An 18,393-nucleotide genomic window follows, 5' to 3' on the forward strand; every position below is an offset into this window, starting at 1 on the left:
GGTTCAGGGACAGAAAGATGTGAGGCGCGGGCCGTTGATGGAACGGTTTAAGGTCGCCGCTATGGCGAAATCAGGAACCTCCTAGTTCGCGGCTCGTTGGTGGAACCTCATCCAAAGTTGAAGCGGGGGCCCCGATGCCACGATGGACGACGCCAAATGGCTTGGGAGGGTGGCTGACGCTGCTTCTGGGCCTTCTGATCGCGGTGATCGGACTTGTGCTCGCTGTGGGCGGGCTTCAGCTCGTGATCCTGGGGGGCTCCTGGTATTACCTCGTGGTCGGACTGATGTTGATCGCGGCGGGCGTGCTGTTGGTGTTCCGCGACATAAAGGGCGCTTGGATCTATGGCGCGGCATTCATCTTCACCCTGGTTTGGGCGCTTTGGGAAAAGGGACTAGACGGCTGGGCCCAAGTGCCTCGGCTCGTGGGGCCCTTGGTTCTCATGTTCCTCGTCCTGGCTACCCTGCCCGTCTTGAAGGGACGAGGCGGGGGCAAGCTGGCGGGTGGGGGCGCTCTGGGTCTGGCGGTGCTGACGGTCGTCTTCGGCGTCATGATCGCCCAGGCCAACCGCGCCCATCTCGATCGTCCGCTTCCGGGCCCGCGCGGCGCGTACAAAGATCCGGCCCTGCTCAAGACGGGGGCCGACTGGCCGGCCTGGGGCGGCACGGACAGCGCCCAGCGCTATTCGCCTCTGACCCAGATCAATAAGGACAATGTGGGCCGGCTCGAGCGGGCCTGGACCTTCCGTACTGGTGATCTGCCTAAAGAGCGTTGGGGCGCCGAGACAACGCCGCTGAAGATCGGCGATACCGTCTATTTATGCTCGGCACGCAACAAGCTGTTCGCCCTCAACGCCAGCAACGGCGAGCTGAAATGGGCCTATGATCCCCAGGTCGCCGACGAGAATATTCCCTATACGGCCGCCTGCCGGGGTGTGACCTATCATGCGCGCGCAGATGCGAATCCGGCTGAACCCTGCGCGACCAAGATCATCGAAGGCACGTTGGACGGACGGATCGTCGCGGTCGACGCCCGCAACGGACGGCCCTGCACGGCCTTCGGTCAGGACGGCGTCGTGGACATCAAACAGGGCATGGGCGATCCCTACCCCGGCATGGTCTCGATCACCTCGCCGCCCGTCATCGTTCGCGGCGTGATCGTCACCGGCCACCAGGTGCTGGACGGGCAGAAACGCTGGAACGCGTCGGGCGTCATCCAGGGCTTCGACGTCGAAACGGGCGAACTCAGCTTCGCTTGGGACATGATGCGCCCGGATCGCAACGGCCGGCCGCCGGAAGGCCAGACTTACACCTTGGGAACGCCCAACATGTGGACGACGGCCACGGGCGACGAGGCCTTGGGTCTGGTCTATCTGCCGATGGGCAATTCCTCGGCCGACTACTGGTCCAGTTTGCGGCGGCCGCAGGAGAAGCAATACTCCACCTCCATCGTCGCCTTGGATGTGACCACCGGCAAGCCGCGCTGGCATTTCCAGACTGTGCACAACGACGTCTGGGACTTCGACCTGGGCTCTCAGCCGACGTTGATCGACTATCCGACGGCAGGCGGCGTCGTGCCGGCCCTGCTGCTGCCTACTAAACAGGGCGACATGTACGTCTTCAATCGCGCCACGGGCCAGCTGCTGCACGGGGTGGAGGAACGTCCGGTTCCCACCACTGGGGGGACCGAAGAGGGCGAGCGCGCGCCCACCCAGCCCTTCTCGCTGTTCGCCACCCTGCGTAAGCCGAACCTGAAGGAGCGGGACATGTGGGGCATGTCCCCCATCGACCAGATGTTCTGCCGCATCAACTTCAAGAAGGCGGACTATCAGGGCTACTACACTCCGCCTTCGACCAACCACTACATCAACTATCCGGGCTATAACGGCGGTTCGGACTGGGGCAGCGTGGCGGTTGATCCGGTGCGGGGCGTGATCATCGCCAACTATAACGACATGCCCAACTACAACCGCCTGGTGCCGCGCGAAGAGGCCAACGAGAAGGGCTGGTTCCCGCGTGACGACCCTCGCTACATCGCCCAGCAGGAGGAGGTGACGGTACGTGGCGGCAGCCTGTCCAAGGGTGAAGGCGCGGGGGACCCGCAGATTGGCGTGCCCTACGCCATCGACGTCAACGCCGGTTGGCGTGTGAAATGGACGGGGCTGCTGTGCAAGGAGCCTCCGTATGGAGGCATCACTGCCGTCGATATGCGCTCGGGCCAGACTCTGTGGGACCGTCCGTTCGGCACAGCACGCAAGAACGGGCCGTGGGGCATTCCCTCGCACCTGCCGCTGGAGATCGGCACGCCGAACAACGGCGGATCGGTGATCACGGCCAGCGGTCTGGTCTTTATCGCCGCAGCCACCGACGACCTGATCCGGGCCATCGATATCGAGACCGGTGATACGGTCTGGTCCGACGTCCTGCCGGCAGGCGGCCAGGCCAATCCGATGATCTATGAGCAGAACGGCCGTCAGTATCTCGTCATCACGGCCGGCGGCCACCACTTCATGGAGACGCCGCGCGGCGACTACGTCATCGCCTATGCCCTGCCGCAACGCGGTTGAGGCGTTTTCTCCCTCCCCCGGCGGGGGAGGGGGGCGCGCCAGCGATCGGGTGGGGGCGGCTCGGAAACGAGCCGCCTCTTTCGTTCAGGGATGCTTTGCCGGGCCGCCCCACCCGGCTTCGCCTGCGGCTCGGCCACCCTCCCCGGACGGGAAGGGAGAAGGTCAGGGTCTGATCTGGTCCTGGCCGCGCACGACGTATTTGTAGGTGGTCAACTGTTCGGCGCCGACGGGGCCGCGGGCGTGCAGGCGGGCGGTGGAGATGCCGATCTCGCCGCCGAAGCCGAACTCGCCGCCGTCGGCGAACTGGGTCGAGGCGTTGATCAGGACGATGGCGCTATCGACCTTGGCGGCGAACCGTTCGGCGGCCTGGGCGTCGGTGGTGACGATGGCCTCGGTATGGCCTGAGCCATAACGGGCGATGTGCGCTGTCGCCGCCTCCAGGTCATCGACGATCCGCACCGCCAAAATCGGCGCCAGATATTCGGTGGTCCAGTCAGCTTCAACCGCAGGCTCCATCTGGGGAACTAGGGCGACGGCCTCGGCGTCGCCGCGCAGTTCGCACCCGGCCGCGATCAGATCTGCGGCGACTAGGGGAAGCAGACGTTCGGCAGCCGCACGATCCACCAACAAGGTCTCGGTCGCGCCGCAGACGGACACCCGCCGCATCTTGGCGTTCAGCACAATGGCGCGGGCCGCGTCCAGATCGGCGGCCTCATGCAGATAGGTGTGGTTCAGGCCCTCCAGATGGCTGAGCACCGCCGTCTTGGCCTCGGCCTGGACGCGCGCGACCAGGCTCTTGCCGCCGCGCGGGATGATGACGTCGATGGCGCCGTCCAGCCCGCCCAGCATCAGGCCTACAGCCTCGCGGTCCGGCGTATCGACCAGTTGCACCGCATCGGCGGGCAGGCCGGCCTCGTCCAGGGCTTCGGCGATCAGGCCCGCGATGGCCAGCGAAGACTGCAGACAGTCCGAGCCGCAGCGCAGGATCGCCGCATTGCCCGAGCGGATGCACAGGGCGGCCGCGTCGGCGGTGACATTAGGCCGGCTCTCATAGATGACGCCCAGCACGCCGATGGGGGTGCGGACGCGGGCGATGTCCAGACCGTTGGCGGGGGTCCAGCGTTCGGTCTCGACGCCCAGGGGATCGGGCACGGCGGCGATGGTCCCTACCGCTTGCGCCATGCCGGCGACACGCGCGGTCGTCAGCGACAGCCGGTCGATCAGGGCCTCGCTCATGCCGTTGGCGCGGGCGGCGTCCACATCGCGCGCGTTGGCAGCCAGGATGTTGGCTTCGGCGGCCGTCAGCTTCTCGGACAGGATTTCCAGCGCGCGGGTGCGGGCGGCGGTCGTGGCGTCCCGCAGGTCAGCGGCGGCGGCGCGGGCGCGGCGGCCCCTTTCCAGCATTCGGGTGTCGAGCATTCGGGTTTCAAGATCGGTCATCGGTCGTCCAGAACCATGTCGTCGCGGTGGATCAGAACCGAGGGTCCGCGATAGCCGAGGGTCGTCTCGATCTCGTCGCTGCGCCGCCCCCGGATGCGGGCGGCCTCATCGGCGGCATAGGCGGCCAAGCCGACGCCCACGGCCCGGCCGTCGGCGTCGATCAAGCGCACGCAGTCGCCCTTTTCGAAATCGCCGGCGACGGCTGTCACCCCGGCGGGCAGCAGGCTTTTTCCCGCCCTCAACGCCGTGACGGCGCCGGGGTCCAGCGTCAGGGCGCCGGCCGGCGAGAGGCTGCCTGCGATCCACTGTTTGTAAGCAGCCATGGGTCCGTCAGGGGCGGTGATCAGGGTGGAGCGCGCGCCGTCCGCGATGGCCGCCAAGGGCGACAGGGTCTGGCCTGAGGCGATGATGGTGGCGCATCCGGCCGACCGGGCGATCTGGGCCGCCGCCAGCTTGGTCGCCATGCCGCCGGTCCCGACCCCGGCCTGGGCGTTGGCGCCCCCCCCCATGGCCATGACGTCGGGACTTAGAGCCTCGATCAGCGGCAGGTGGGTGGCGTTGGCGTCGCGGCGCGGATCGGCGGTGTACAGGCCGTCCACATCCGACAGCAGGATCAACAGATCGGCCCGCGCCAACTGGGCCGTCCGCGCCGCCAGCCGGTCGTTGTCGCCATAGCGGATTTCTTCCGTCGCTACGGTGTCGTTCTCATTGACGATGGGGATGACGCCGTGGCCCAGCAGAGCCTCGACGGTGGCGCGACCGTTCAGCCAGCGACGGCGGCGTTCCGTGTCGTCGCGGGTGAGCAGCACTTGGCCTACGACCAGATCGTGCGGCGCCAGGGCCTCGGACCAGGCGGCCATCAGCAGGGACTGACCGACCGAGGCCGCCGCCTGTTTGTCCTCCAGTCGGGTCCCCAGATTCGGCAGACGGCCCCGCCCCAGGGCGATGGAGCCCGACGAGACGACGATGACCTCGCGTCCCTGCGCCTTCAAGGTCGCCAGGTCACGAGCCACGGCCGCCAGCCAGTCATGCGTCGGCCGCCGCGTCTCGGCGTCGATCAGCAGCGAGGATCCAATCTTGACCACGACCCGGCGCGCCGCCGCCAGGGCGGAAGCGGCGTCGGTTGCAGAGTCTGGACGCGGGGCAGGGGAGGCGACCTGGGACATGAAGGTTTCTCTAACGCGGCTGTTCGGGCTTGTCTCTTGCCGTATCGACCGCCACAGCAGGCGAATGATGGAATCCCTTTCCCCGATCGCGGCCGGCGCCCTGGGCAGTCTGGCGGCCGGCATGATGACGGCGGTCGGCGCCGTGCCCATGCTGTTCCTGAAGAAGCCGAGCGAGCAGACACAGAGCGTCCTGCTGGGTTTCGCCGCCGGGGTCATGCTGGCGGCGTCCTTCTTCTCGCTGATCATACCCGGCGTGGACGTGCTTCAGACTGGCGGCGCGTCCCAGGCCTGGGCGGCGGGAACAATGGCGGCTGCGGTGCTGATCGGGGCGACGGCCATCGGTCTGATGAACCGGTTTGCGCCGGTGGACATGTTGGCGATCGGCCCGGCCCAGTCGAAACATCTGGCGCGGCGCATCTGGTTGTTCATCATCGCCATCACCCTGCACAACTTCCCCGAAGGCGCGGCCGTGGGCGTCAGCTTCGGCGGCGGCGATATGCACCAGGGGCTGGCGACGGCCCTGGGGATCGGCATCCAGAACATGCCCGAAGGCCTGGCGGTCTCGGCCGCCATGGCCTCGCTGGGCTATGGTCGCGGGCCCGCCTTCCTGGGCGCGCTGGCGTCCGGCCTGGTCGAGCCGGTCGGCGGGCTGATCGGGGCCGGCGTCGTCGGTATGCTGCCGGGCGCCCTGCCGTGGGGGCTGGGTTTGGCCGCCGGCGCGATGATCTATGTCGTTACCGCCGAGATCATTCCGCAGACGCGCCAACAGTCCAAGGGCGACAGTTCGATGATCGGGCTGATGATCGGCCTGGTGGGCATGATGTTCCTGGATATCGCCCTGGGTTGAGCCGTTTGTCGTGGTCGCCGAGGGGACAGTTACATCATTTACATCCGGCGCGGGTCTGGACGGCGCCCGTCGCCAGAGGTTAGGCCACCAAACTCGCAGTCCGGTCTTCCCCGCCTGAACTTCCCGAAGGAGCGCCCCATTAAGACGCGACCTATAAAGCCTTCGGCTTCCCGTCGAAACTTCTTGTCTGGCCTGGGGCTTCTCGCCCTGATGGGCGCCGGAGTCTTCCCCATGCCTGTTTCCGCTGAAATCTCCCGCACCGTTCAACGTCACCGCCAGAGGATAGAGGATCTGATCGCGGCGATGACGGTCGAGGAGAAAGCGGGACAACTGAACCTGTTGGCCGATCCGTTCCGCTGGATGCCCACCGCGGTCAACCCGCTGGACGGCACGGGCGATCCCGCGCGCGTCACCGCCATGATCCGCGAGGGCAAGGTGGGCTCCCTGTTCAACGGCATCGGCGCTGATACCGGCCGCCGTATCCAGCAGGTGGCGATGGAAGAAAGCCGGCTGAAGATCCCGCTGCTGTTCGCGGCGGACGTGATCCACGGCCTGTCCACCATCTTCCCCGTGCCGCTGGCCGAGGCTGCGGCATTCGACACCGACCTGGCGCGCCGCACGGCCCGTGCGGCGGCGGTCGAGACGGCGGCGTCCGCCGTGCACCAGACCTACGCCCCCATGGTGGACGTGGCCCGCGATCAGCGCTGGGGCCGCAATGTCGAAGGCGCCGGCGAGGACGTGCTGCTTAACAATCTGCTGGCCGCCGCCCGGGTGCACGGCTTCCAGGGCGACAAGGGTCTGGACGATCGCGACGCCGTCCTGGCCACCGCCAAACACATGGCCGCCTATTCGGGCGCCATCGGCGGGGTCGAGTACAATACCACCGACATGAGCGAACAGACGCTGCGCGGGGTCTATCTGCCGCCGTTCAAGGCGGCGGTGGACGCCGGCGCCCTGTCGATCATGAGCGCCTTCAACGACGTCAACGGCGTGCCCGCCTCGGGCAGCCGCAAGCTGCTGACCGACATCCTGCGCGGCGAATGGGGTTTCGAGGGCTTCGTCGTCTCCGACTACACCTCCGAACAGGAACTGGTGGCCCACGGCTTTGCCGAGGACGGCCGCGACGCGGCGCGCATCGCCTTCAACGCCGGGGTCGATGTCTCGATGGTGTCGGGCCTCTATCTCGAACACCTGCCCAGCCTGGTGGCCAGCGGCGAAGTGTCGATGGCTCGGCTGGACGAGGCTGTGCGTCGTCTTCTGACCACCAAGGCGGCCCTGGGCCTGTTCGACGACCCGTATCGGGGCACGGATCCGGCGCGTGAAAAGGCCGTGGTCGGTTCGCGCGAGCACATTGAGCTGTCGCGCGAGGCCGGTCGCAAGGCTGTGGTGCTGCTGAAGAACGACAACCAGCTTCTGCCGCTGAACAAGAGCCAGAAGATCGCCCTGATCGGCCCGTTCGCCGATGACGTGGACAATGTCTGGGGACCGTGGACCATCTGGGGCGCGCCCGAGCGTCGCGTGTCGCTGGAAGCCGGTTTCCGCGCCGCTATGACCGATCCGCAAGGCCTGACCGTCGCGCGCGGTTCGGGCATTGAGACCCCGCTGGACGGCGGGATCGAAGAGGCTGTGCGCGCCGCCGCAAACGCCGACGTCATCGTTCTGGCCATCGGCGAGAGCCAGAAGATGTCGGGCGAGGCGCAGTCGCGCACCGAGATCGTCGTCCCGGCCCCGCAACAGGCCTTGGTCGACGCCATGGCCGCCACCGGCAAGCCCATGGTCATCCTGCTGCGCAACGGCCGGGCCCTGGCGCTGGAGGGCAATGTCAAGAACGCCCAGGCCATCGTCGTCACCTGGTTCCTGGGCGAGCAGATGGGCAACGCCGTGGCTGACGTGATCTTCGGTTCGCACGGCCCGTCGGCCCGCCTGCCGGTCAGCTTCCCGCACAAGTCCGGTCAGCAGCCCTATTCGTACGACCACAAGAACACCGGCCGCCCGGCCAATCCTGCCCTGCCGGTCGAGGAATACAAGGCCCGCTATCGCGAGACGACCAATACGGCCCTCTATCCGTTCGGCTACGGCCTGACCTATGGCGAGGTGGTCTATGGTCCCGTCGAGATGGCGAGCAATGAACTGGCCTGGGCCGGCACGCTGGATGTCGCCGTGACCGTCACCAACAAGGGCGCCCATGTCGCCGAGGAACTGGTCCAGCTCTATACCCACGACCGGGTCGCCAGCCTGACCCAGCCGGGTCGGTTGCTGAAGGACTTCAAGCGGGTGACGCTGCGGCCGGGCCAGAGCGAGACGGTGCGCTTCACCCTGAACGCCCGCCAACTGGGCTTCATCGGCGAGGACAACACCTATCGGATCGAGCCGGGCCTGTTCGATCTGTGGCTGGCGCCCCATGCTCAGGGCGGTTCGGCGGCCCAGTTCCGTCTGGTCGGCCCGGCTTAGAATGCGGATGGTCGTTGACCCGGCGCACGGCAGGGCTTAACGACCCCGCCGTTTGTCTTCCGCCTCCATATGGGCGGGATTCGTGTGTAGGAGCGCGCCCATGACGACCAAGATTCTTCCGGGCGCTACGGGCGTCCTCGCGCTCGCCGACGGCACGATCCTGCAAGGGATCGGCGTCGGCGCTGTCGGATCGGCCCTGGGCGAGGTGGTCTTCAACACCGCCATGACCGGCTATCAGGAGATCCTGACCGACCCGTCCTACATGAGCCAGATTCTGGCCTTCACCTTCCCGCACGTCGGCAACACCGGCACCAATGTCGAAGACATCGAACAGATGGGCGGAGGTTCGGACACCTCGGCGCGGGGCGCCATCTTCCGCGACGTGCCGACCGATCCGGCCAACTATCGGTCGGACGCCAGCTTCGACGACTGGATGAAGCGGCGCGGCGTCGTCGGTCTGGCCGGCGTGGACACCCGCGCCCTGACCAAGATCATCCGCGACAAGGGCGCCCCCCATGCGGTCATCGCCCATAATCCGGACGGCCAGTTCGACCTGGACGCCCTGATCGCTCAGGCGCGCGCCTGGACCGGCCTGGTCGGCCTGGACCTGGCCAAGCCCGCCTCTACGCTGCAGGCGTTCGAATGGGACGAGGGCCTGTGGGAATGGCCGGAAGGCCACCCCAAGACCCAGGGCCGCAAGGCGGTGGTCGTCATCGACTATGGGGTGAAGCGCAACATCCTGCGCGCCCTGGCCTCGACCGGCGCCAAGATCACCGTGGTCCCGGCCACGACGACGGCGGAAGAGGTTCTGGCCCGCAATCCCGACGGCGTCGTCTTGTCGAACGGGCCGGGCGATCCGGCCGCGACCGGCGAATACGCTGTGCCTGAAATCCAGAAGCTGGTCGCCAGCGGCAAGCCCCTGATGGGCATCTGCCTGGGTCACCAGATGCTGGCCCTGGCCCTGGGCGCCAAGACGGTGAAGATGGAACAGGGCCACCATGGCGCCAACCATCCGGTCAAGGATCTGACCACCGGCAAGGTCGAGATCGTGTCGATGAACCACGGCTTCACCGTGGATCGCGACAGCCTGCCCGACGCCGTGACCGAAACCCACGTCAGCCTGTTCGACGGCACCAACTGTGGCATCGCGGTCAAGGACAAGCCGATCTTCAGCGTTCAGCACCATCCCGAGGCCTCGCCGGGGCCGGCCGACAGCCTGTATCTGTTTGACCGGTTCGCCGACCTGATGGGTCCGCGCTGACGCCATGAAACAGGGGGCGGTCCGGTCGGACTATCTGGACTGGCTGGCCCAGGCGCTGGAGGTCGGACGCCGGACCGAACCCCTGCCTGACGGGGATGCGGTGGTCGGCTACGCCACCGGCTATGACGCGGCCGACATCGCCCCATTCGTGTTGTCTCTGCGCGCTGTGTTTGACGGTTCTGTCGCCCTGGTGGTGGACGCAGACCCTGAGCTGCGCGGCTTTCTGGACCGATACGACGTCACCGCCGTCGACGCCCCCGCTTGGCGGGGCTGGGCGCCTCATCCCGTGATGCAGAGGTTTGTCGCCTTTGCCGGCCTGCTGGGCGACCGACCGGGCGCGGCGCTGGCCTGCGACGTGCGCGACGTCATCTTCCAGGCCGCGCCGTTTGCGCCCGCTCCGGTCGGGCTGGAGGCCTTTGTCGAGGCCGAGGCGCACCTGGGGGAGCACGCCTTCAACATGAAACATCTCCGCGCCCTGTTTGGCCAAGGGCTCGCGGCGTCGCTGGCGGACCGCGCCTGTCTGTGCGTTGGCACCGTCATGGGACCGCGCGCCGAGGTCACCCGGCTGTCGCGGCTGATCCTATCGCTGGCGGCGACGCCCCGTTCCGAGATCGGCGGGGCCTTCGGCGCCGACCAGGCCGGCTTCAATCTGGCCGTCCATCAAGGACTGATCGACGCGCGGATCCAGCCGAATTACGGGCGGGTGGCGACGCTGGGCCTGACCGCCGGCGAGGGCCTGGCCTTCGAAGAGGGGCGGGTGATCAATCCAGACGGCGGTTTCAGCGCCATCGTACACCAGCACGACCGCCATCCGCATCTCGACGCGGCGGTCCACACCCTGTGGGGCGGCGGGCTTGAGCATCGCAAACGCGTGCGGCCCAAGTCGGCGAGCCAGAGGCTCGAGAAGCTGAAGACGTCCCTGCGGCGAAGGACGCCGGAGCTGCGTTAGGCCCTTTATCTAGGGCGGGGGCGATCTAGGGCAGGGGCGCGAAACTCTTGTCCTCGCGCAGGGCACTGGCTTTCTGCACCGCCATGGGGGCGGCGTGCAGCCAATAGTCGGCGTCGTCGAGCCTTTGCTCGCGGCGCCGTTCCTGGCCGCGCATCCGTCTCAGGGCGGCGTTTTCCAGAAGGCGGGCGTGCAGGGCGCGGGGCGTCGGTTCGGGGATGGCGGAAGAGCCGGGGACAGCGACGAGATCGGGGCCTTGGGGCTCCACCGCCGGACGGGCGATGGCGATGAACATGAACCACTCATGGGATGGGGAGAAGGGGCGCTTCTGCACCAGGGGGTCTGTGGATGAACCACTCCCTCTGTGGATAGTTCCCGAGCGTGTCCGAAAAAAGGTCCGCGAATCGAAAGGCTTGCTGCCGCAATCCGGTCAAAAGGGTTGTGGGTTGATTAACCGTGGTCGGAGGGATTGTCGGCGGCGGCGATGGGATCCGCCGGGCGATCACGCCTCGCCTAAAACCCGGTGGCAGTCCCTAGGGGAGTCGAACCCCTCTTTTCAGGTTGAAAACCTGACGTCCTAACCGATAGACGAAGGGACCGCAGCCGGGGCGGCGCATTTGCCCCGGATCGGTCCCTGCTGCAAGCAAAAACTTACGCCGCTTCCGCCTTGGCCGGGACGACGGCGTCCAGGGCGGGGAAGAGGTCGGCGACAAGGTCCTCGACATGCTCCAGCCCGACCGACAGCCGCACCAGGCCGTCGCTTATGCCGGCGGTGGCGCGCTGCTCGGGGGTCATGGCGGCGTGGGTCATGGTGGCGGGGTGGGCGATCAGGCTTTCGACCCCGCCCAGGGACTCGGCCAGGGTGAAGATCTCCAGCGTTTCGACCAGGGCGCGGACGGCGTCGGTTCCGCCTTCCAGCTCAAAGCTGAGCATGGCGCCGGGTCCGGCCTGTTGCGTGGCGACCAGGGCGTGGTTGGGGTGCGACTTAAGGCCGGGATAGTGAACCACCTTGACCGCCGGGTGGGCGGCCAGTCGTTCGGCGATCTTGCCCGCGGTGGCCTGTTGCCGCTCGATCCGGGCGAACAGGGTCCGCACGCCGCGCAGGGTCAGATAGGCGTCGAAGGGCGAGCCGGTCACGCCGGTGCAGTTGGCCCACCAGGCCAGGGTCTGATGATCCTCGGCGTCGGCCGAGACGACGGCGCCGCCGACCACGTCGGAATGGCCGTTGATGAACTTCGTCGTCGAGTGGACGACGAAGTCGGCGCCCAGCTTGATCGGGTTCTGCAGCGCCGGCGACAGGAAGGTGTTGTCGCAGACGACCTTGGCGCCGGCGGCGTGGGCGCGGGTGCAGATGTCGGCGACGTCGACCAGGCGCAGCAGGGGGTTGGACGGGGTTTCGACCAGAACCAGTTTCGGCTTCAGCGCCAGGGCGGCTTCAAGGGCTTGGGGATCGCCCTGGTCGACCAGCAGCAGTTCGAAATGGCCCTTCTTGGCGCGGGCGTTCAGCAGGCGACAGGTGCCGCCGTAGCAGTCGTGCGGGGCAATCAGCAGGTCGCCCGGCTCCAGCAGAGCCAGGGGCAGATCGACGGCGGCCATGCCGGTGGCGGTGATGACGCAGCCGGCGCCGCCTTCGAGCTCGGCCAGGGTCTCGGCCAGGACGTCGCGCGTGGGGTTGCCCGAGCGGCTGTAGTCGTATTTCCGCTTCTGTTCGAAGCCGGCGAAGGAATAGTTGGACGACAGATAGAGCGGCGGCATGACCGCGCCATGGGCCGTGTCCGAATCCACGCCCGTACGGGCGGCGATGGTGTGTGGATCAGCGGGGCGGCGGGTCATGCTTTGATGTCCTTGAAAGCGGCGCGGAGGATGTCGCCGACGAAGGCGTCCTCCTTCAGAAAGGCGTCGTGGCCATACAGGGAGGGGGCTTCGACGAAGCGCCACAGGGTCGGCAACCGCGCGGCCAGTTCGCGGATGTCGTCGATCGGCACCAGCCGGTCGGAGGTGAAGCCGATCAGGGTGACGGGGGTGGTGATGGCCTCGGGCGTCACGCTGTGGCGGTCCAGCGAATCGGACATCGAAAGCCAGCGGGCCGGGGTGGTGTGGGTGCGGTAGGCCTGGCCTCGCGCCGTCAGATAGTCGCAGACGGGATAGGCGCCGCCGACGGCGTCCGGCGCGGTGGTCTCGAACCGGTCGTTGAACTCTTCGGCCGTACGATAGGTGGTCATGGCCAATTCGCGAGCCAGGGCGACGCCTTCTTCCGGCCGGCCGGCAGCGACGGCGAATTGGAGGATGCGGCGCTGGATGCCGCGCCAGGCGGTGGCCTGCGGATGGGCGCGGTGGGCGGCCGAGACGACGATCAGCTGCTCGGCCCAGTCAGGATACAGTTCGGCGAAGGCCAGGCCGACCATTCCGCCGTAGGAGCAGCCGACGAAGGCGGCGACCCGCTCGATCTTCAGATGGTTCAGCACCAGGGCCAGCAGACGCGCCTGGTCGTGGGTGGTGATGGTGACGGGCGTGTCGGAGAACTCGGCGCCGGGCGCGAAATCGACGGCCAGAACCTGGAGCCGGCTCAGGTCGGTCGGGCCGCGCACCGACACTGCGCCGGACCACCAGCCCAGGCCGTTGGTCTCCGTCCGATGGACGAAACGGCCGGCCGAGATGCCGCCGGCGACGACGACGACCGGGGCGCCGGCGCGGCCGTGGATGCGGCCCACGATATTGGGCTGGCTCAGTTTTTCGCCCGAGGCCAGGCGGAAGTCGGCGGGAATGGAGACGATGACGTCGCGGGCGCCGCCGCGTTCACGGGGCGTCTGAATCGGCTGTGGCCGACAGGCGGGCTCTTCGAGCAGGGATGTTTCAGCCAAGGTCATCTATCTTCGTCCGCATCGTTCTCGCCTCAGCAAGGCTCGATGCGGTGACAGATCGTGGAGCGTCGCCTCGTCGATGCTCCACTCATCTCTCGCGGCCCGAAGGACCCCGCAGGAGTTGGCACCGTTTCGGGCGGAAACCCGATGGTTGCCCCGGCGTCAAAGGGCCTAATCCCTCAGCCGGTCTTGATGAGTGACCTTACGTTGATCAAAGCCAGGGTGCCGGTCAAGCGAAAAATTCGACCCTATGGAGCGGGCGCTGCGGTTCGAATGGGCCTGAAACGGACCAAAAGCGCGTTGTCGTGAAAAAATCATCCAACGCGGCTTGACACTGCGGGGGTGATCCAAGCACTCTAGCCTCAGATTTGAACCGGACCAGCCCTGTGCAACAGCGCCTGATCATCGCCGAAGTTTCGACCGTCGCCGGCCTTGCCGCGACGCGTCTCGGCATGACCCTTGGCGGCTCGATTATTGGCGGCACCACCGGCACCACCACCACCATGCCCTCACGGGCGGGACGAGTTTAGCGCGCCGGACCCCGGCAACCGCAGAACCCGAACCCCGCCCGGTCCGCCTGGCGGGGTTTTTCTTTTTCACCCCACCCCCCTTCCGAACATTCCCGAGAAACCCCAATGTCCGCCTCCCTCGCCGTCGTAGAGAAATCCGAGAACCCCGATCCCAGCAGTCGGCCCGCCCAGGCCGCCGCTGAGGTGGTGGTGCTGAAGTTCGGGTCGTCGATCCTGCGCAGCCCGGCGGAGGCGCCGCTGGTGGCCTCGGCCGTCTATGGCCATGTGCGGGCGGGGCGCAAGGTGGTGGCGGTGGTCTCGGCCTTCGGCGGGGCGACGGACCAGATGCTGGGCGAGGCGCGGGCGCTGGGCCTAGCCCATTCCAACGATCTGCTGCCCGGCTATGTGGCCCTGGGTGAGGAGAAGTCGGCGGCCCTGGTCGCCATCGCCTGCGACCGGATCGGCCTGGACGCCTGCGCCCTGTCGGTGCGCGAACTGGGCATCGTCGCCGAGGGCGAGCCGGAGCATTCGCGCCCCTGCGGCCTGCGGCCCGACCATCTGAAGCAGGCGCTGGACCGGCATGAGGTGGTGGTGGTGCCTGGTTTCGGGGCAGTGCGGCCGGACGGGCGGATCGCCCTGCTGGGCCGGGGCGGATCGGACCTGACGGCGGTCTTCCTCGCGGCCGAGCTGGGCCTGAAGAAGGTGCGGTTGGTGAAGGACGTCGACGGCCTGTACGACCATGATCCGAACGACCGCACCGCCCCGGCCCTGCGCTATCGCCGCGCGTCTTGGGACGTCGCGCGCAAACTGGGCGGGGCGCTGGTCCAGCACGACGCCATCGACCTGGGCGAGAGCCGGGGCGTGGAGATCGAGGTCGCGGCTCTGGACCGGGCCGACGGCACGGTCATCGGCAAGAAGTCGGCCCCCCCTGGACCGGCCCCGGCCCTGCCGCCGCTGAAGGTGGCGGTCGCGGGCTGCGGCGTGGTGGGCGGCGGGGTCCTGGCCCGGCTGCTCAGCGACCCGCGCTATGACGTGGTCGGGGTGCTGGTCCGCGATCCGAAGAAGGTCCGCGACGTCGCCTGTCCCCAGTCCCTGTTCACCGCCGACCCGGCCGTCCTCTGGGCCAAGAAGCCGGACATCGTGCTGGAGGCCCTGTCGGAAGGCGAGGCGGGCCATGCGGTCATCCGCGCCGCGCTGGAGGCCGGCTGCGACGTGGCCAGCGCCAATAAACAGGCGGTCAGCCGCGATCCCGGCGGACTTCAGGAGCTGGCCAGGGCCCATGGCCGGCGGATCTTCTGGTCGGCCTCGGTTGGGGGCGGTTCGCCGATGATCGAGACGGTGCGGGCGGCCCGCGCCGCCGGCGAGGTGGTCGGGTTCGAGGCGGTGCTGAACGGCACGGTCAACTTCATGCTGGAGCGGCTGGGCGACGGCGCGGCCTTCGCCGAGGCCCTGGCCGACGCCCGGGCGGCGGGCTTTGCCGAGGAGGATCCGTCGGCGGACCTGGAGGGTCTGGACGCCGCCGCCAAGGTGCGGCTGCTGTGCCACGAGGCCTTCGGCCGCTCGCCCGACGGCGAGGTTCCGCGCGACCATCTGACCGAAGCCACATCGGCCGACGGCGGGGTGCGCCAGATCGGCGCCGCCCATCTGAAGGACGGGGTCATCGCGCCCTCGGTCAAGCTGACAGCCGAGCACGGCGATCCGCTGTTCTCCAGCCTTTGCGGCGAGGGCAATGCGCTGAAGGTTTATGGCGCCGACGGTCGGGTGTGGCGCTGCCGGGGCCGGGGCGCCGGCCGCTGGGCCACGACCGAGAGCATCATGGCGGACTTGGCCGAGATCGTGCGTGCGCGGCGCGCCGACGCGGGCCTGAACTAGGTCATGGCCGTCTTCACCCCTGTATCGCTGGACGAGGCCAGGCGGTTCCTGGCCGGCTACGACCTGGGCGAGGTGGTCGAACTGACCGCCATCGCCGAGGGGGTGGAGAACACCAACTACCGGCTGGAGACCCGGCAGGGGGCAGCCCGGCGGCGGTTCGTCCTGACCCTGTTCGAGGCGCGGACGGACGAGGCGTCGCTGCCCTTCTGCCTGGGGCTGACGGCCCATCTGGCGGGGCGGGGCTTTCCGTGCCCGACGCCGATCGAAGACCGGTCGGGCGGCTGGCTGGGGCGGCTGAACGGCCGGGCCGCGGCGGTGATCGAATGGAAGACCGGCGCCTGGCTGCGCAACCCGTCAGAAGCCGATCAGGCGGCGGCGGGGGCGGTGCTGGCGCGGCTGCACCAGACGGCGTCCGGCTTCGCCGGGCGGCGGGACAACCCGGTCGGGCCGGCCATGTGGCGGCGGCTGGCGGACCGGTGCACGGCGGGCGCCTCGGGCGAGGACCGGGTGCTGCTGGATCAGGTGGAGGCGGCGCTGGCGCGGCTGGGTGATCCGTTTGCGGATGATCTGCCGGTCGGGGCCATTCATGCCGACTATTTCCCCGACAATATCCTCTTCGAAGAGGGGGCGGTGTCGGCGGTGATCGACTTCTATTTCGGCTGCACCGGCCCCCTGGTTTACGACCTGGCCATCGCCCTGTCGGCCTGGGGGTTCGACGCCGAGGGGCGGGCGATGCCCGAGGCCCTGGCCGCCTTCCAGCGCGGCTATGAGGCGGTGCGGCCGCTGAGCGAAGCCGAGCGCGCGGCCCTGCCGCGACTGGGCGAGGCGGCGGCCCTGAGGTTCACCGTCACCCGCCTGCACGACCGCATCTTCCACGACCCGTCCAAACTGGTCACGCCCAAGGACCCGGCGGTCTTCCTGCGCCGCATGGACCACTGGCGGGCGCTGGAGACGGCCTGAAGGTCGGCCTTGCGTGAAAAACAGAGTGTAGAGGGTGCGGTGGCCAAGCGGATGGCGGGACTGTCAGCCGAGCGGGAGAGGCGGACATGAAAACGGCTCCGCCGCAACCGGCGGAGCCGCTCTGACTTCGGCGATCAGCCTCAGGCGAACATTCGCCGACGTTGAATGTAGAGCGCCGCGCCGCCGGCCATCAGCAGGCCGAACAGGATCATCGCCCATTCCGCCATTGTGGGAACCGGCGCAGGCGCAACTGCTGTCGGGGTTAGGATGAGCTGCCGCAGCGTACCGTCGCTCGAGGCGGAAAACACGGCGTCTTCGGTGGGGGGAGCCGTTGGTGAACTGACAAACCCGAACGAGATTTCGCCGCCTCGGGCCGCGTTCACGGCCGCGAGGCCGTCGGCGTTCAGCGTGATGTCGACCGTCGCGTTCGAGGTGTTGAGACCGGTGATCGTGCCGAAGACCGTGCCGCTGCCGAAGTCGGCATAGAGGTCCGTCCCCGCCGCGGTCGAGATGTCAGAGGAAACATCATACACAGTCAGGTCGTTAGGCCCGTTGGAGACGCCCTCGATATTGACCCGGATCACCGCCGACGTGAACGCGCTGGCGCTGGCCGGAATGGCGTAGCTGATATAGCTCCGGTAATCGTCGCCGCCAGTGTAACCCGTGAAACTGTTGGAATTCGAGTCCCTGGACGCCACGGTCCCTGTCTGGTTGACCCAGGCGGCTCGGCTTGAAGTCACGGTTGTTTGGGCCAGCGCGGCATTCGGCAAAGCAACGACAGCAAACGCCCCGACAAGGGCGCAGAAAATTTTAAGCACTGGGTTCCCCAAGGTCAACAAAACTGAATATGGTTAGGCCCATGCCATTGGGCGATAACCATAAATAGGGACTCGATCAACGGTTTCCGAACCGGAACGCCATCTGGCGGCGTGCTGTACGGTCCTGCCACAGCGACCGGCGGGCCGCAGCAACTGGGCGCTGTAACGCCGATAACCGCTCCGGCGAACGAGCCGGTGAATATCGGCTCAAACAGCCAACTGACGGCGTTGGAGATAGAGGGTTGCGCCGCCGGCCATCAGCAGGCCGAACAGGATCATCGCCCATTCGGACAACGTCGGCACAGGGGCAGGCGCCGGGGCGGCTGCGCAGGTGTAGCTGACGCTCGCGTACTGGTCGTCGAAAGGCCCAGCGCGCGAGGCGGTGAAGTTGTAATTCGCCGATGCCGTGGCGGCGACATAGGTGGCCACGCCGCTCACCGGACCGGTGGTCAAGGGAACAATGTCTTCGACTGCGCCGGGAGCCGACTTGGACACGCCGAAGGAGACGGAGCCGGGGCTGCTGTAGGTCACCGTGACTACATCGCCTGCGTCCAGGCTGAGGTTGAACCGGGTGCTCGATCCCAGGCCGGGGCCTTGCGAGAACGGGAAGCCGCCGCACGCCGAGGCGGAGCCGGAAGCGATCACGGTGAATAGTCCAGCGAGTGCAATCACGCTTTTGATTTTAAGCATTTTAATTC

The 18,393-nt window shown here is 67.8% G+C and carries 15 protein-coding genes, 1 tRNA gene and 1 riboswitch; of the genes, 8 read left to right on the forward strand and 8 right to left on the reverse strand.

The window, feature by feature from the left end:
* Window positions 1–134: 134 nt before the first annotated feature.
* Window positions 135–2,564, forward strand: a complete 2,430-nt coding sequence (locus tag ACVPT3_RS02640; RefSeq protein ID WP_492042665.1) for a membrane-bound PQQ-dependent dehydrogenase, glucose/quinate/shikimate family — start codon at window positions 135–137, stop codon at window positions 2,562–2,564.
* A 162-nt stretch (window positions 2,565–2,726) separates the two neighbouring features.
* Here the strand turns inward: ACVPT3_RS02640 and ACVPT3_RS02645 are convergent, their stop codons facing one another.
* Together ACVPT3_RS02645 and proB are read right to left on the reverse strand one after the other, a co-directional pair.
* Complete coding sequence (locus ACVPT3_RS02645; RefSeq protein ID WP_492042666.1) at window positions 2,727–4,004, reverse strand: glutamate-5-semialdehyde dehydrogenase; 1,278 nt, start codon at window positions 4,002–4,004, stop codon at window positions 2,727–2,729.
* Window positions 4,001–5,170 (reverse strand): glutamate 5-kinase, encoded by a 1,170-nt coding sequence (gene proB, locus ACVPT3_RS02650; protein WP_492042667.1) that lies wholly within the window; start codon window positions 5,168–5,170, stop codon window positions 4,001–4,003. Before proB ends, ACVPT3_RS02645 begins: the two co-directional genes overlap by 4 nt.
* Before the next feature lie 64 nt (window positions 5,171–5,234).
* Between proB and ACVPT3_RS02655 the strand changes: the two genes are divergently transcribed.
* The 4 genes from ACVPT3_RS02655 to ACVPT3_RS02670 all read left to right on the forward strand — a co-directional run bounded on the left by ACVPT3_RS02655 (window position 5,235) and on the right by ACVPT3_RS02670 (window position 10,678).
* Window positions 5,235–6,017, forward strand: coding sequence for a ZIP family metal transporter (locus ACVPT3_RS02655; RefSeq protein WP_492042668.1), 783 nt, complete (start codon window positions 5,235–5,237; stop codon window positions 6,015–6,017).
* 231 nt (window positions 6,018–6,248) lie between these two features.
* Window positions 6,249–8,468: a glycoside hydrolase family 3 N-terminal domain-containing protein gene (locus tag ACVPT3_RS02660; RefSeq protein WP_492042669.1), complete on the forward strand. Its 2,220-nt coding sequence runs from the start codon at window positions 6,249–6,251 to the stop codon at window positions 8,466–8,468.
* Window positions 8,469–8,568: 100 nt separating this feature from the next.
* Window positions 8,569–9,729 (forward strand): glutamine-hydrolyzing carbamoyl-phosphate synthase small subunit, encoded by a 1,161-nt coding sequence (gene carA, locus ACVPT3_RS02665; RefSeq protein WP_492042670.1) that lies wholly within the window; start codon window positions 8,569–8,571, stop codon window positions 9,727–9,729.
* Between the two features lie 4 nt (window positions 9,730–9,733).
* Entirely contained in the window at window positions 9,734–10,678 is a 945-nt protein-coding gene (locus tag ACVPT3_RS02670; RefSeq protein WP_492042671.1) for a hypothetical protein, read from the forward strand.
* Window positions 10,679–10,703: 25 nt separating this feature from the next.
* Here the strand turns inward: ACVPT3_RS02670 and ACVPT3_RS02675 are convergent, their stop codons facing one another.
* The 4 genes from ACVPT3_RS02675 to metX all read right to left on the reverse strand — a co-directional run bounded on the left by ACVPT3_RS02675 (window position 10,704) and on the right by metX (window position 13,542).
* Entirely contained in the window at window positions 10,704–10,970 is a 267-nt protein-coding gene (locus ACVPT3_RS02675) for a hypothetical protein (RefSeq protein ID WP_008262121.1), read from the reverse strand.
* Window positions 10,971–11,199: 229 nt separating this feature from the next.
* Window positions 11,200–11,274, reverse strand: a tRNA-Glu gene (locus ACVPT3_RS02680).
* 52 nt (window positions 11,275–11,326) lie between these two features.
* Window positions 11,327–12,508, reverse strand: coding sequence for a cystathionine gamma-synthase (gene metB, locus ACVPT3_RS02685; protein WP_492042672.1), 1,182 nt, complete (start codon window positions 12,506–12,508; stop codon window positions 11,327–11,329).
* Window positions 12,505–13,542: a homoserine O-succinyltransferase MetX gene (gene metX / locus ACVPT3_RS02690; RefSeq protein WP_492042673.1), complete on the reverse strand. Its 1,038-nt coding sequence runs from the start codon at window positions 13,540–13,542 to the stop codon at window positions 12,505–12,507. The genes metB and metX overlap by 4 nt, the downstream gene beginning before the upstream one ends.
* Before the next feature lie 79 nt (window positions 13,543–13,621).
* A riboswitch (SAM riboswitch) is annotated at window positions 13,622–13,735 on the reverse strand.
* A gap of 169 nt (window positions 13,736–13,904) precedes the next feature.
* Here metX and ACVPT3_RS02695 point away from each other — a divergent pair.
* From ACVPT3_RS02695 to thrB, 3 genes are all read left to right on the forward strand, one after another.
* The gene (locus ACVPT3_RS02695; protein WP_492042674.1) at window positions 13,905–14,066 is read left to right on the forward strand and encodes a hypothetical protein; all 162 of its coding nucleotides are present in this window, start codon (window positions 13,905–13,907) and stop codon (window positions 14,064–14,066) included.
* A gap of 105 nt (window positions 14,067–14,171) precedes the next feature.
* Entirely contained in the window at window positions 14,172–15,917 is a 1,746-nt protein-coding gene (locus tag ACVPT3_RS02700; protein ID WP_492042675.1) for an amino acid kinase family protein, read from the forward strand.
* A 3-nt stretch (window positions 15,918–15,920) separates the two neighbouring features.
* Complete coding sequence (gene thrB / locus ACVPT3_RS02705; RefSeq protein WP_492042676.1) at window positions 15,921–16,877, forward strand: homoserine kinase; 957 nt, start codon at window positions 15,921–15,923, stop codon at window positions 16,875–16,877.
* A 140-nt stretch (window positions 16,878–17,017) separates the two neighbouring features.
* On the opposite strand, the gene ACVPT3_RS02710 is transcribed toward thrB, so the two are convergent.
* Entirely contained in the window at window positions 17,018–17,695 is a 678-nt protein-coding gene (locus tag ACVPT3_RS02710; protein ID WP_492042677.1) for an IPTL-CTERM sorting domain-containing protein, read from the reverse strand.
* Window positions 17,696–17,902: 207 nt separating this feature from the next.
* Window positions 17,903–18,385, reverse strand: a complete 483-nt coding sequence (locus ACVPT3_RS02715) for an IPTL-CTERM sorting domain-containing protein (protein WP_492042678.1) — start codon at window positions 18,383–18,385, stop codon at window positions 17,903–17,905.
* Window positions 18,386–18,393 lie beyond the last annotated feature (8 nt).

The organism is Brevundimonas sp. FV1ps31S (genome assembly GCF_058681265.1).